The organism is Streptomyces sp. H27-D2 (assembly GCF_035828615.1).
In the GTDB taxonomy this organism is placed as follows: domain Bacteria; phylum Actinomycetota; class Actinomycetes; order Streptomycetales; family Streptomycetaceae; genus Streptomyces.
This window is the reverse complement of the sequence record NZ_JAYMZR010000138.1, coordinates 1-13,934: the sequence shown is the minus strand read 5'-3', so window position 1 is coordinate 13,934 and position 13,934 is coordinate 1. Positions and strand designations below refer to the sequence as shown.

General features: G+C 71.9%; 9 protein-coding genes. 6 read left to right on the top strand and 3 right to left on the bottom strand.

Annotated features, from left to right (window positions below; genetic code table 11):
• Positions 1-142 precede the first annotated feature (142 nt).
• Both sbnB and QMK28_RS31640 read right to left on the bottom strand, forming a co-directional pair.
• Positions 143-1,150 carry a 2,3-diaminopropionate biosynthesis protein SbnB gene (sbnB, locus tag QMK28_RS31645; protein ID WP_326443140.1) on the bottom strand — a complete coding sequence of 336 codons (1,008 nt, stop codon included), beginning with the start codon at positions 1,148-1,150 and terminating at the stop codon, positions 143-145.
• Positions 1,151-1,197: 47 nt separating this feature from the next.
• A complete protein-coding gene (locus QMK28_RS31640; protein ID WP_326443139.1) occupies positions 1,198-3,420 on the bottom strand; it encodes an MMPL family transporter in 2,223 nt (740 codons plus the stop codon).
• 263 nt (positions 3,421-3,683) lie between these two features.
• Between QMK28_RS31640 and QMK28_RS31635 the strand changes: the two genes are divergently transcribed.
• Together QMK28_RS31635 and QMK28_RS31630 are read left to right on the top strand one after the other, a co-directional pair.
• A complete protein-coding gene (locus tag QMK28_RS31635) occupies positions 3,684-4,646 on the top strand; it encodes an ATP-binding cassette domain-containing protein (protein ID WP_326443138.1) in 963 nt (320 codons plus the stop codon).
• Entirely contained in the window at positions 4,643-5,509 is an 867-nt protein-coding gene (locus QMK28_RS31630; protein ID WP_326443137.1) for an ABC transporter permease, read from the top strand. Before QMK28_RS31635 ends, QMK28_RS31630 begins: the two co-directional genes overlap by 4 nt.
• An 86-nt stretch (positions 5,510-5,595) precedes the next feature.
• On the opposite strand, the gene QMK28_RS31625 is transcribed toward QMK28_RS31630, so the two are convergent.
• Positions 5,596-6,561: a helix-turn-helix transcriptional regulator gene (locus tag QMK28_RS31625; protein ID WP_326443136.1), complete on the bottom strand. Its 966-nt coding sequence runs from the start codon at positions 6,559-6,561 to the stop codon at positions 5,596-5,598.
• 178 nt (positions 6,562-6,739) lie between these two features.
• On the opposite strand from QMK28_RS31625, the gene QMK28_RS31620 reads away from it, so the two are divergent.
• From QMK28_RS31620 to QMK28_RS31605, 4 genes are all read left to right on the top strand, one after another.
• Positions 6,740-7,030, top strand: coding sequence for a hypothetical protein (locus QMK28_RS31620; protein ID WP_326443135.1), 291 nt, complete (start codon positions 6,740-6,742; stop codon positions 7,028-7,030).
• Between the two features lie 234 nt (positions 7,031-7,264).
• A complete protein-coding gene (locus tag QMK28_RS31615; protein WP_326443134.1) occupies positions 7,265-7,657 on the top strand; it encodes a hypothetical protein in 393 nt (130 codons plus the stop codon).
• Between the two features lie 37 nt (positions 7,658-7,694).
• Positions 7,695-8,693, top strand: coding sequence for a 2,3-diaminopropionate biosynthesis protein SbnA (gene sbnA, locus QMK28_RS31610; protein WP_326443133.1), 999 nt, complete (start codon positions 7,695-7,697; stop codon positions 8,691-8,693).
• Between the two features lie 2 nt (positions 8,694-8,695).
• A partial coding sequence (locus QMK28_RS31605) for a non-ribosomal peptide synthetase (protein WP_326443132.1) occupies positions 8,696-13,934 on the top strand: 5,239 nt, incomplete at its 3' end.

Below are 13,934 nucleotides of genomic sequence, written 5' to 3'. Positions count from 1 at the left end.
ACCCCACCCCACCCCACCCCACCCCCGCGCCGCGCCGCTACGCGCCGAAGGGCCGCGGACCGGTTCTCGCCGGTCGGCGGCCCTTCGGGCGATCTCCGCTGGTCGGAGCGGTGGAGCGGTTCGGACGGGGTCGGGAACGCGGTTACCAGCGCGTCGTCTCTCCGAAGAAGTCCTCGATGGCGATGGCCTCGCCGGACTCCTGGGCCGCCCGGTAGACGTGCGCGCCGACCGCGAGGTCGAGTACGCCCAGGCCGAACGGGGAGAAGATCACCGGCTTGTCCGGGCCGGTGACGGCCGTGCCGCGGATGTGCTGGGCGAGGGTGCCGGTGATGAACTCCCGGTGTCCGTACTTCTGTTCCGCCAGGTGTGGCGAGGTGTCGGCCTTCATGCAGTGCTCGACGTCGTCCACGATGTTGTACGCGCCGTGGATGAGTTCGGGGCCGAGGTCGCGCAGTGAGATGTTGAGTACGACCTGGCCGGGGGCGAAGGCCGCCGGGTCGAGGACGTACGGCTTGCCCGCGGTGGTCGCGAAGACCACCACGTCCGCGCCGTCCACCGCGGGGCGCAGGTCGTCGGAGGTGCGGGCCGGGTAGCCGATCGAGTTGCGGACGAAGGCGGACAGCGCCTCGCCGTACTCGGGGGACCGGTCGTGCACGATGACCTGGTCGACCGTCCACTGCTGGGCGGCGAAGAACTCCAGGATGTTGCGGGCGATGATGCCCGCGCCGACCACCGTCAGCCGGCGGGCGGTGCGCCCGCCGGTGAGCTGTTCGGCGGCCAGGACCGCCGAGGCAGCGGTGCGGGCCGCGCTGATCTGGGAGGCCTCCAGGAGTGCGAACGGGTAGCCGGTCGCGTAGTCGTTCAGCAGCAGGGCGGCGGAGGCGCGCGGCACACCGTTGTCGATGTTGCCCGGGAAGCTGCCGATCCACTTGATCCCGGCCAGGCCGTGTTTGCCGCCCAGGTACGCCGGGAGGGCGATGATGCGGCTGTCGGGCTTGTCGGGGAAGCGGAGGAAGTAGCTGTCCGGGTTGACGGAGTCACCGTCGCCGTGGGTCAGGTAGGTCTCCCGTACCTCCCGCACGATGTCCGGCCGGCTGCGGCTGATGATGTCGCGGGCCGTCTTGCCGCCGATGACGCTGAACTCGAACACGGAGTTCCTTTCTTGAGGGGGCGGGGGGAGGGGGCCCGGGGCCCAGGTCAGCGGCCCGCGGGGACGTGCGGGGCGCGGTGCGAGGCCGGGGGCGGCGTCGGCCTCGCCTGTTCGAAGGTGCGGGTCTTGCGGAACCGCTTCGGCGCGGCCCAGTTGGCCTCGCCGAGCAGCGCCATCACGGACGGCAGCAGGATGGCCCGTACGACGGTGGCGTCCAGCAGGACGGCGACCGCGAGGCCCACGCCCAGCTGCTTGAAGTCCTGCATGGCCAGGGTGCCGAAGACGGCGAACACGGCGACCATGATCAGGCCGGCGCTGGTGACGACTCCGGCGGTGGTGCGGATGCCGTGCGCGATGGCGTCGCGGGTGGTCGCGCCCTGGTCGTACGCCTCGCGGATTCGGGAGACCACGAACACGTGGTAGTCCATGGAGAGGCCGAAGAGGACCACGAAGACGAACAGCGGCATCCAGGACTCGATCGCGCCCGGCGGCTCGGTGCCGACGAGGGATGCGCCCCAGCCGTGCTGGAAGACGGCCGTCATGACGCCGTACGCGGCGCCCACGGACAGCAGGTTGAGCACCGTCGAGGTCAGCGCGATGACGGGGGAGCGGAACGAGATGAGCATGAGCAGGAACGTCACGCCCATCACGAAGCCGAAGACCGGCAGGATGCTGCGGCTCAACTGGTCGTTGTAGTCCTCGGAGAAGGCCAGGTCACCGCGGACCAGCGCGGTGGTGCCCGAGACCTTGCCCAGGGTGTCGGGGATGATGTCCTCGCGCAGCGCGCTGAGCGCCTTCTTCGAGGTCTCGCCGGTGCCGTTGCCGACCAGCGGGACGCTGATCTCGGCGACGTTCTGCTGGGCGTGCACGGTGACGTCGAGGTGCTTGCCGGTCTTGCCGGAGGCGAGCGCGGCCTTCTTGAAGTCCGCGATGGCCGCGGTGACGTCGGCGGACTTGATGTCCGGAGCCTTGACGATGACGCCGGCGGGGGCGGGCGCGCCGGGGAAGTCCTCGCCGATCTGCTGCGAGATGGCGACCATCGGGTTGTCCGGCGGCAGCAGCTTGTCGGTGCCGAGCTTCTCGGTCTTCATGCCGAGCGCGGGCGCGGCCACGGCCAGCAGTAGTGCGAAGCCGAGCACGGCGAAGACGGCGGGACGGGCGAGCACCCCGCGCAGCAGCGCGTTCTCGCGCTGCGGGCGGGCGGCGGCTGCCTCGCGGCGGCGGGTGATGAAGGGGATGCGGCCCTTGGAGACCTTGTCGCCGAGCATCGCCATCGCGGCGGGCAGCACCGTCATCGAGCCGACCACGGAGATCAGCACGACCTCGATGGTCGCCATGGCGAAGCCCTCGAAGACGGTGAGGCCGGAGAGGAACATGCCGGACATCGCGATCATGACGGTGATGCCGGAGATCAGCACCGAGTGCCCCGAGGTCGCGGCGGCGATGTGCAGCGCGGTGGCCTTGTCCTTGCCGGCAGCCCGCTCCTCGCGCTCACGGCGCAGGTAGAACAGGCAGTAGTCGACGCCGACGGCCAGGCCCATCAGGAACATCACCGAGCTGGTCATGCCGTCGACCGGCACCAGCTGGCTGCTCAGCGCGAGCAGGCCCATCGCGCCGACGCAGGCGGTGACCGCCAGCAGTACGGGGAGCACGGCGGCGACGAACGCGCCGAAGACGACCAGCAGGATGCCGAGCGCGACCGGCAGCGCGGTCATCTCGGCCCGCGCGAGGTCCTCGCCGAGGCTGTCGTTGATGCCCTTGAGGCCGGTGGCCGCGCCGTACTGGCCCAGCGTCACCGACTGCTCGGACTTGTCGGTCGCCTCGACGGCGTCGATGACCGGCTGGACGCGGTCGGCCGCGGTCTCCGGGTCGCCCTTGATCTCGTACTGGATCAGCGCCGAGTGCTTGTCGGCGGAGACCAGCGCGGTGCTGTTGGGGTCGCGGAGGTTCTGCGCGAGCCCGGTCTTCTTCAGCGCGTCGACGGTCGCGGTGACCGCTCCGCGGAATCCGTCCTGGCCGGCGGTGAGTTGCTTGCTGTGGACGAGGATCAGCTCGCCGGCGGGCGCCGAGAGTCCGGCGTCCTGGAGGATCTGCTCGGCCCGGCCGGAGTCCCCGGTCCCGTAGTCGGCTTCGGTCATGGTCTGCTGGCCGACGGCGCCACCGATGACGGTGACCAGGACGACCAGGATCAGCCAGCCGAAGACAGCTGTCTTGCGGCGGCGGGCGCTCCAATCCCCGAGCGCGGCGGCGATGTTGCGTTTGCGTGCCATTAACTTCTCCTGCGGTCAGCGGCGTTGCCCCGAAGCCGCGGCGGCCGGGGGGATCGCCCAAACGCTAAGGGCAGCGGAACGGCTTCGCCCGGTATGGCGAGTGCAGCATCCTGCAACTGCAGAGTTCTGCCACGCGGTACTGGACATTCCGGTCATCGATCGGTCCCTTTCGCTGCTACATTCCGACGCGATGACTACCGAACTCCCGGATTATCGAGCGGGATTCGGAATTCCGCCGAACAGAATTCGAGGGAGGGAGATTCATGGAAATCGCGATACAGGCAGAGGGCCTGGGAAAGCGGTACGGGGACCACCAGGCACTGGCCGGAGTGGACCTCGAAGTCCGGACCGGCACCGTGCTCGGTCTGCTCGGCCCCAACGGGGCGGGCAAGACCACCACCGTGCGGCTGCTGGCCACCCTGCTGGAGCCGGACTCCGGGCACGCCAGGGTCGCGGGCTTCGACGTGGTGCGCGAAGCCCGTGAGGTGCGCCGCCGGATCGGCCTCGCCGGGCAGTACGCCGCGGTCGACGAGCTGCTCACCGGCCGGGAGAACCTGGTGCTGCTCGGCACCCTGCTGCGGCTCGGCCGCAAGCGGGCCAGGCTGCGCGCCGACGAACTGCTGGCCACCTTCGAGCTGGAGCACGCGGCCGACCGCACGGTGGGCACCTACTCCGGCGGCATGCGCCGCCGGCTCGACCTCGCGGCCTGTCTGATCGCCTCGCCCCCCGTGCTGTTCCTGGACGAGCCGACCACCGGCCTGGACCCGGCGAGCCGGCAGGTGCTGTGGCAGATGGTCCGCGAGCAGGTCGCGCGGGGCGTCACCGTACTGCTGACCACGCAATACCTGGAGGAGGCCGACATCCTGGCCGACCGGGTGATGGTCTTCGCCGAGGGCCAGGTGCTCGCCGAGGGCACCCCCGACGAGCTCAAGCACAAGGTCGGCGAGGAGTGGCTGGAGGTGGCCGTGGGCACCGCGGAGGAGCTGCCCAGGGCGCTGGCCGCGCTGACCCCGGTGGCCGTCGTACCGCCCACCGTCGACCGGGAGGGACGCCGGATCTCCGTACAGCTCGCGGACCGGATGGGCGCCATCGCGGCCTCGGCCGCGGCGCTGGAGACCAGCGGCGTCGACGTGATCGACTTCGCGCTGCGCCGGCCCTCGCTCGACGACGTCTTCTTCCACCTGACCGGTGCGACGACCGCCACAACCGAAGTGGAGAAGCGATGACCAGCGTCCTGGCCCCGCCGTCCCAGGGCTCCGCGCCGTCGGGAGGGCCGCTCTTTGGCGCGCCGGCCGGGCGCTCCGCCGGGCTGGCCGACGTGGTCGCCCTCACCGGGCGGCACCTGCGGCACCTGCGCAGGACGCCGGAGAAGATCATCGCGGTCGCGCTGACCCCGGTGGCCATGGTGGTGATCCTCGGCTACCTCTTCGCGAGCGTGGTCAGCATCGGCGGCGACACGGAGTACCACGACTATGTGATGGCCGGGGTGTTCACCCAGGTCGGACTCTCCTGCGTGGGCATCACCGCGCTCGGCGTCGCCTCCGACCTGAGCAAGGGGCTGATCGACCGCTTCCGCTCGCTGCCGATGGCCCGGCCCGCCGTACTGGTCAGCCACACCGCCGCCGACCTGGTGCCCGCCCTGATCAGCATGGCCGCCGTCGGCGGTGTCGGGCTGCTCGTCGGCTGGCGCATCGAGCGCGGCATCCTGCCCGCGCTGGCCGGCTTCGCGCTGCTGCTCGCCTTCGCCTACGCGATGCTGTGGCTGGGCGCGCTGCTCGGCATGGTGCTGCGCAACATGGAGGCGATCAACGGCATCTCCGCGCTGGTGCTGGTCGTCTTCTCCTTCCTGTCCAACTCCTTCATGCCGCTGACCGGGCTGCCGGACTGGCTGCGCACCGTCGCGGAGTGGAACCCGGTCAGTTCGGTCTCCGAGGCGTGCCGGGTGCTGTGGGGCAACGCCCCCGCGGCGCAGGGCGGCAGTCTGCCGGTCGAGCATCCGGTGCTGGTGTCGGTGCTCACCGTGGGGGCGATGATCGCCGTGCTGGTCCCGGTCTGCCTGCGGACCTTCCGTACGGCGTCCGTGCGGTGAGCGATCCGGACCGCCGCCGGCCGTGTTCCGGCCGGTGGCGGTCGGTCCGGCTGCTGCCAATTCGGCTCCGGCCGGTCCGGCGGCCGTCAGTTCGGCGAAGGGCTGTCCTGGGCGCCCTGGAGCCAGCCGCGTTCGCCCGCGATGACGCCCGCCTGGAACCGGCTGCGGGCGCCGAGCAGCGCCATCAGGTCCGCGGTGATCCTGCGGGAGGTGCGCACCGAGATGCCCAGCTTGCGGGCCACGACGTCATCGGTGTGCCCCTGCGCGAGCAGGCTCAGCACCGCGCGGGCCTGGCTGCTGAGGCCGGTGCTGTCGTCACGCTGCGGAGCGCTGCCGAACGGCGGCGCGTCCTCCCAGATGTGCTCGAAGAGCGCGCACAAGGCGGAAATCAGCCCCGAACCGCGCAACAGCAGCGCGCCGACCGCGGTGTTGTCCGGGTTGCTGGGCACGATCGCGGACTGCCGGTCGAAGACGACCATCCGCAGCGGCAGCGCGGGCACCACCCGTACCCGGCAGCCCAAGCCGCTCAGCCAGCCCAGGTAGGACACCGTCTGGGGGTGGTTGGACACGCTCTCCAGGTAGACGCAGCGCATATGGACGCCGCGTTCGAGCAGCCCGCGGTCGATCGGCCGGCTGGCTTCCCTGGAGGCGGCCGACTGCCCGCCGCCGGTGGCGAACTCCATGATCTCGGAGGTGCAGCTGTGAGCCAGCTCCTCAAGCCTGACCCGGACCATGTCGATGCCGGTGAGCTCCTCGACGTCGAGCCGGCGCTGATGGTGCACGGCGTCCGCGTACTCGGCGACGATCTCGCTGATCGCGAGCCGGCCGGAGGTGATCTCGCGCTGCCGCTGGGTCAGTTCCGCTTCCTGGCGGGCGAGCAGCGATACCAGGCTGACCTCGGGGTTCACCAGCAGCAGGCCCCCCGGCTGCTGGTCGGACTGCCGGACCAGCGAGAGTTTCGCCAGTTCGTCCAATGCCCCCCGTACCTGGTCGGTGCTCCAGCCGAGGTGCTCGGCCAGCCCCGCGATGCCGAGTTGGGGCCGGGTCAGCATGGCCCGGTAGGTACTTTCCGCCTCTGAACTGACGCCGAGAATTTTCAGCATCGTCGTGCCCCCCTGTCGAGTACGGCCGAAACATCCCCCTGTGTCGGCCGATCCCCGAGCATGCTACGTGACAACTGGTCGTTGACCGAGGTTAGTTGCGTGAACTCTCGGCCCCGCGCCGCCGGGCGTGGCACCGACGCGACGAGAGGTCTTCATGTACGTCATCACCGAGCGCATCCTCCGCGGCCGAACGGTCGTGGACTCCGGCCAGGTGCGGCGGCTGATGTACGCCGTCGCGGAACCCGAGGACGGCCTGGAGCACGTCTACGCCAGGACCGATATGGAGGGCGCCGACGCGGTGCTCTTTCTGCTCGCCTCGTGTCTTGAGGGGGCGGAGGCAGCCGCGACGCGCATCCTGTCAAGGCTTTTGGCGCAGAAAGACCTCCGCGGCTGGCAAATAGGCCGGCCGATGAACTGAGCGGGCTGAACAGCAGTAAACAAAAATGAACAACGGGCGAAGGTGTGCCCGAAGATCGGCCGTGGCAAACTCTTGTCATCGCAGGACCCTGACAACTCCAGGCCGTGACAACGGCTATCCGGGCGGAACAGACTCGGCGGTGTCGGAAGAGGGAAAGAAAAGGAACAGCTGGAATTCCTTCTTCCGATTTCACCGTAGCCAACCGTGAGAGAAATGGGAATTTCGATGCGAGGCATGAACCGCCCGGCCGCCTGTGCAACAGCCGCCGTCGCGCTCTCCTTTGGAGCGGTCCTGCTCACCCCCGCGATCGCCTCGGCGGCCGTCGCTTCCGCTCCCGCCTCGGCAGCCGCCCCGTACGTCGGCTGGGATTCGGTGGGCGCGGGTGACGCTCCGGACGTCGGCTGGGACTCGCCGCCGGCGCAGCGCCCCAAGGTCGGCTGGGACTCGCCCCCGGCCGACGGCCCCAACGTCGGCTGGGACTCGTTCGGCCCTTCGGTGAAGGTGCGCGCCGCGCTCAAGGCGTCCGGCCCGCAGGTCGGCTGGGACTTCGTCGGCCTGGCCGTCAAGGTGTCGGGCCCGAAGGTCGGCTGGGACCGCGCCGACGGCGCCGACGTGGGCTGGGACTGAGCGTTCAGGGACCGGTCAGGCCAGTGGGGGGAGCCACGTGCCCATCATTACGACGCCGCAGGAGTTCAACGAAGACGATCTTTTCGTCGACCTGCGGGAGATGTACGGATATCCGCTCTACCTGAAGTGCGAGGGGTTCAACTTCGCCGGCTCGGTGAAGCTGAAGGCCGCCGCCTCCATGATCGAGGCGGCCGAGCGCAGCGGGCAGCTCGTCAGGGACTCGATCCTGGTGGAGTCCTCGTCGGGGAACCTCGGCATGGCGCTCAGTGTGATCGCCGCCGCCAAGGGCTACCGCTTCGTCTGCGTGGTGGACTCGCGCACCAACCGTTCCACTCAGCAGGTGATCGAAGCCCTCGGCAGCGAGGTGCATGTCATCACCGAACCATCCGCCGCCGGAGGATTCCTCGCGGCCCGCTTGAACCACGTGCGTGAGCTCTGCTCCACCGACTCCCGTTACGTCTGGCTCAACCAGCACGCCAACCCGGACAACTGGAAGGCGCACTACCGCACCACGGCGCCCGCGATCGAAAAGCAATTCCCCGATCTGGAACTGCTGTTCATCGGCGCGGGCACCACCGGAACGCTGATGGGCTGCGCCCGCTACTTCAAGGAGCAGCCGGGCTCCAAGGTCATCGTGGTCGGCGTCGACAGCGTCGGCTCGGTCACCTTCGGCGCGTCGCCGGGACCGCGGATGATCCCCGGCCTGGGAGCCGGCGTGCGCCCCGCGCTCTTCGACCGGTCGTTCGTCGACGACCTGGTGCTGGTCCCCGAGATCGACACCATCCGCACCTGTCACACCCTGGCCCGCGGCGGCTTCCTCTTCGGTGGCTCCACCGGGACGGTCGTCAACGGCGCTGTGAAGTGGCTGGCCGAGCACCGACCGGGCCAGGAGGTCACCGCGGTGGCCATCTCGCCGGACCTCGGCGACCGCTATCTGGACACCATCTACCGGGCCGACTGGGTCCAGGACATCTACGGCCTGGACGAGATCCAGCTGTCCGCCCGGCCGGACGCCGTCGCCTCTGGAGTGCACTGACGATGAGAGAGACAACCCCCTTTGAGCTGCCGCTCTCCGGTGCGCAGTGGGAGATGTGGTACGCCCAGCAACTCGACCCGGGCAACCCGGTGTTCACCATGGCGGACCACCTCGACCTGGCCGGACCGCTGGACCGGGCCCGCTTCGAGGCCGCCTGGTGGCGGCTGGTCGACGAGACCGAGTGCCTGCGGGCCCGCTTCGCCGAGCGGGCCGGCGAGCCCGTGCAGACCATCCACCCGCGCGCAGAACGAGCGCTGCCGGTACTGGACTTCAGCGGCGCGACCGACCCGGAAGCCGCCTCCGCACAGCGGATGCGCGAGGATTTGGCGCGCGACTCGGACCTGGGCGCGGACGCCTTCGCCTGCGAGCTGCACCTGCTCACGGCGGACCGGCACGGCTTCGAGGGCCGCCGCAGGCTCTACGTCAGGGCGAACCACATCCTGATGGACGGCTTCAGCCGCGCCCTGTTCTACGGCCGGCTCACCGAGATCTACGCGGGTCGCACCGACGGCGCGCTGCCGCCGCTGCGCGCCCTGGTCGAGGACGAGGCGGCGTACGCGGACTCCGCGAAGCGGGCCAGGGACGAGCGGTTCTGGGCGGAGCGCTTCGAGACGACCCCGCAGCCGACCCGGCTGTCCCAGCGCCACCCCGTGCCCACCCGCGCCATCCTGCGGCGCAGCGCCCCCATCCCGGCGGCGACCGCGGACCGGCTGCGGCAGCTCGCCTGGCAGTCCCGGGTCACCTGGCCGACGCTGCTCATCGGGGCCACCGCCGGCTACGTCCGGCAGGTCTCCGGCGACGGCGGCGCCGAGGTGCTGCTGACCCTGCCGGTCCCCGCGCGCACCGGGTCGGCGGCACGGTCCGTCCCCGGTATGCGGGCCAACTTCCTGCCGCTGCCGCTGACCGTCCGCCCCACGATGACCCGCGGTGAGCTGCTCGGCCACACCGCGAGCGGCATCCGCGCGACCCTGCGCCACCAGAACCACCGCGGCGACCAGCTCCGCCGCGACCTCGGCTTCACCGGCGACGCCGGATACTCGTACGGCCCCACGGTCAACGTGCTGGAGTCCGGCGCCGAGTTCGGCTTCGGCGACTGCGCCGGGCAGCTGCGCAATCTGTCCACCGGGCCGGTGCCCGACCTCCAGATCGTCTACCTGGACGCGCCGGGCGACGGCTGGACCGTGCGCATCGACGCCGGCGGCGGCCTGTGCACCGAGGAGGAGCTGACCGCACACCAGGAACGGCTGCTCGGCTACCTGGACGCGTTCTCGCGGGCCGCCGACGACCTTCCGCTGGGCCGCCTCGACGTGACCCTGCCCGCCGAGCGGCAGCGGCTGCTGGGCGAGTGGAACGACACCGCACGCCCGAACGACTTCGACGACGTGGTGCGGCGGGTGCGTGACCTGGCCGCCCGTACCCCGGACGCGGTGGCCGTCGACGACGGCGAGACGCGGCTGACCTACGCCGGGCTCGTCGCCCGCTCCGCCGCCCTCTCACACCGGCTGGCCGGCGCGGGCGTCGGCACCGGCTCGCTGGTCGCGCTGGCCGCCGGGCCCGGCGCGCCGTTCGTCACCGCGCTGCTCGGCGTGCTCGGCGCCGGCGCGGCCTGGGTGCCGCTGGACGTACGGGCCCCGGTGGCCCGCGGCGCGGGACTGCTGACCGACAGCGGGGCTCAGGTGCTGCTGTTCGGGCCGGGGCAGGAGGGGTACGCCCACGAGGTGCTGGCGGCGGCGGGCAGTTGGCCGCAGGTCGTGGAGCTGGCGGGGACGGAGCCCGGGGCCGGGGCCGATGCCGGGGCCTCTGCTGATTCCCTGCCGGGGACCGCGACCGATGATTCCCTGCCGGGGACCGCGACCGACGACGACCTCGCGTACGTCATCTTCACCTCCGGCTCCACCGGCAAGCCCAAGGGCGCGATGGTGCACCGCCGGGGCATGGTCAACCACCTGCTCGCCAAGGTCGAGGACCTGGAGCTGACCGCCGCCGACACCGTCGTGCACAACGCGCCCGTCACCTTCGACATCTCCGTGTGGCAGATGCTCAGCGCGCTGGTCGCCGGCGGCAGGACCCGGGTCGTGCCGCGTGAGCTGGCCGCCGACCCGCAGGGCCTGTTCGCGCTGGTCGACGCCGAGCTGATCACCGTCCTCGAGGTCGTCCCCTCGCTGCTGCGGGTGGCCCTGGACGAGTGGGAGGCCGGCGCCGCCCGCCCCGCGCTGGGCTCGCTGCGAGCGCTCGTGGTCACCGGCGAGGCGCTGCCCGCCGACCTGTGCCGCCGCTGGCTCGCCTGCTTCCCCGCTGTTCCGCTGGTCAACGCGTACGGCCCGACCGAGTGCTCGGACGACGTCACGCACGCCTTCATCCGCACCGAGGACGACCTCACCTCGGTCCGCGCCCCCATCGGCTCCGCCGTGCGCAACACCAGCCTGTACGTCCTCGGGGACGGCCTGCGCCCGGTGCCCGCCGGAGTGCCCGGCGAGCTGTACGTCGGCGGCGTCGGGGTCGGCCGCGGCTACCTGGACGACCCGCGCCGCACCGCCGCCGTGTTCATCGCCGACCCGTACGCGCAGCGTCCCGGCAGCCGGATGTACCGCACCGGCGACCGCGTCGTGCACCGCCCTGACGGCCGCCTGGAGTTCCTGGAGCGCGTCGACCACCAGGTCAAGATCCGGGGCCACCGCATCGAGCTCGGCGAGGTCGAGGCCGCGCTGCGCGCCGTGCCCGGGGTCACCGACGCCGTGGTCGCCGTCGCCGTGGACCGCGAGGGCAACACCCGGCTGGCCGGCTTCCTGACCGGTACGGCCGACGTGGCGGCGGCCAGGGCCGCACTCGCCGCGGCGCTCCCCGACTACATGGTGCCCTCCGCGTTCGTGCTGCTGGACGCGCTGCCGCTGACCGCCAACGGCAAGGTGGACCGCAAGGCGCTGCCGGCGGCCGACTTCGCCGCCGCCTCCAACGGACGCGCGCCGCGCACCCCGCAGGAGGAAGTGCTCTGCGGGCTGTTCGCCGATGTGCTCGGGCTGCAACGGGTCTCCGTGGACGACAACTTCTTCGACCTCGGCGGGCACTCGCTGCTCGCCACCAAGGTGATCAGCCGGCTGCGGGTGATGCTCGGCCTCGAACTGCCCATCAAGGCGATGTTCGAGGCGCCCACCGTCGCCGGTCTCGCCCGGCTGCTGGCCGGCGCCGACGAGGCCCGCCCCGCCGTCACCGCCGTCGAGCGGCCCGATGAGCTCCCGCTCTCCTTCGCCCAGCAGCGGCTGTGGTTCCTCAGCCACCTCGACGGCCGCAGCGCTGCCTACCACCTGCCGCGGACCCTGCGGCTCAGCGGCACGCTCGACCGTCCGGCGCTGGCCGCCGCGCTCGCCGACGTGGTGGAGCGGCACGAGAGCCTGCGGACCGTCTTCCCCGAGGCGGACGGGCGGGCCGTACAGATCGTGCTCGACCCGGACCGCGCGCGGCCCGGCCTGCCGGTGCACCGGGCGACCGAGGCCGAACTGGAGTACGTGCTCGCGGAGCGGGCCGCGCGGCCGTTCGACCTGGCCAATGAACTCCCGCTGCGCGCCGAGCTGTTCGAGCTGGCAGACGACGAGCACGTACTGCTCGTCGTGCTGCACCACATCGCCGGGGACGGCTGGTCGGTGCTGCCGCTGGCCGCCGACCTGTGCGAGGCGTACACCGCCCGGCTGCGCGGCGAGGCCCCGGCCTGGCAGCCGCTGCCCGTCCAGTACGCGGACTACACCCTGTGGCAGCGCGAGCTGCTCGGCGACGCGGACGACCCGTCCAGCGTGTCCGCCCGGCAGCTCGACTTCTGGCGCGAGGCGCTGGCCGGCCTGCCCGACGAACTGGAGCTGCCCACCGACTTCCCGCGCCCCGCGCTCACCTCCTACCAGGGCGGCTCGGTCGGCTTCGAACTCGACGCGGACCTGCACCGGGAGGTCGCCGCGCTCGCCCGCTCGAACGGCGCCAGCGTCTTCATGGTGCTGCAAGCCGCGCTCGCCGTACTGCTGTCCAAGCTCGGCGCGGGCGAGGACATCCCCCTCGGCACGCCCGTCGCGGGCCGCGGCGACAGCGCGCTGGAGGGCCTGGTCGGCTTCTTCGTCAACACGCTCGTGCTGCGCACCGACGTCTCGGGCGACCCCTCCTTCCGCGAGCTGGTCGGCCGCGCCCGCACCACCGACCTGGCCGCCTTCGCCCACCAGGACGTGCCGTTCGAGGCACTGGTGGACGCGCTCGCCCCGACCCGCTCGCTGGCCCGCCAGCCGCTGTTCCAGGTCATGCTGGCCTTCCAGAACAACGCGGCCCAGGACTTCGAACTGCCCGGCCTGAGCACTGCGGTGAACTCCGTACCCACCGGAACCGCCCGCTTCGACCTGGCCTTCGAACTCGCCGAACGGACCGACGACGGCGGCTCCCCGGCCGGCATCGGCGGTCAGCTCGAATACAGCGCCGACCTCTTCACCGAGACGAGCGCCCGCACGATCGCGGAGCGGCTGGTGCACCTGCTGCGCCTCCTCACCGCCGCCCCGGACCAGCCGCTGAGCCGCCTCGACGCGCTGCTGCCGCAGGAGCGGGCGCGCATCCTCGGCGCGTGGGACGGCAGCGGGGCGGCTGCCCCGGCGGCCGGCACGCTGCCGGCGCTGTTCGCGGCCCGTGTGGCGCGGGGCCCCGGCCGGGAGGCGTTGTTCCTCGCGGGCTCGGGCCCGGCGGGGCGGGACTCGGCCGGTACCGGTTCGGCGGGGCGCGGCTCCGTCGCGTACGGCGAGCTGGACGAGCGCGCCAACCGGCTCGCGCACCACCTCATCGCGCGGGGCGTGGGGCCGGGCGACACCGTGGCCCTGGTGCTGCCGCGCTCGGCAGAAACGATCGTCGCGGTCCTCGCCGTCCTGAAGGCCGGCGCCGCCTACTTGCCGGTCGACCCCGGCTATCCGCAGGACCGCATCGCGTACATGCTCAGCGACGCGCGGCCCGCGGCGGTGCTCACGACGGCCGCCTACGCGGCGAGCCTCCCGCAGCCAGACGCGGGGACGGATGTCGGGATCGACGGGCGGTCCGCCACCGGGACCGACGCGGCGACGGATGCCGGACTTGACGGACAGCCCGAGGCCCGGACCAACGAGCGGCTCGATGCCGGGCCCGATGGACGGCTCGATGGACGGACCGATGGGCGGTCCTACGCAGGGACCGATGGGCCCGCCGCCGATCCCCCCGCCGGGCTCGTCGGCCCGCCGGCGTCCCGCCCGG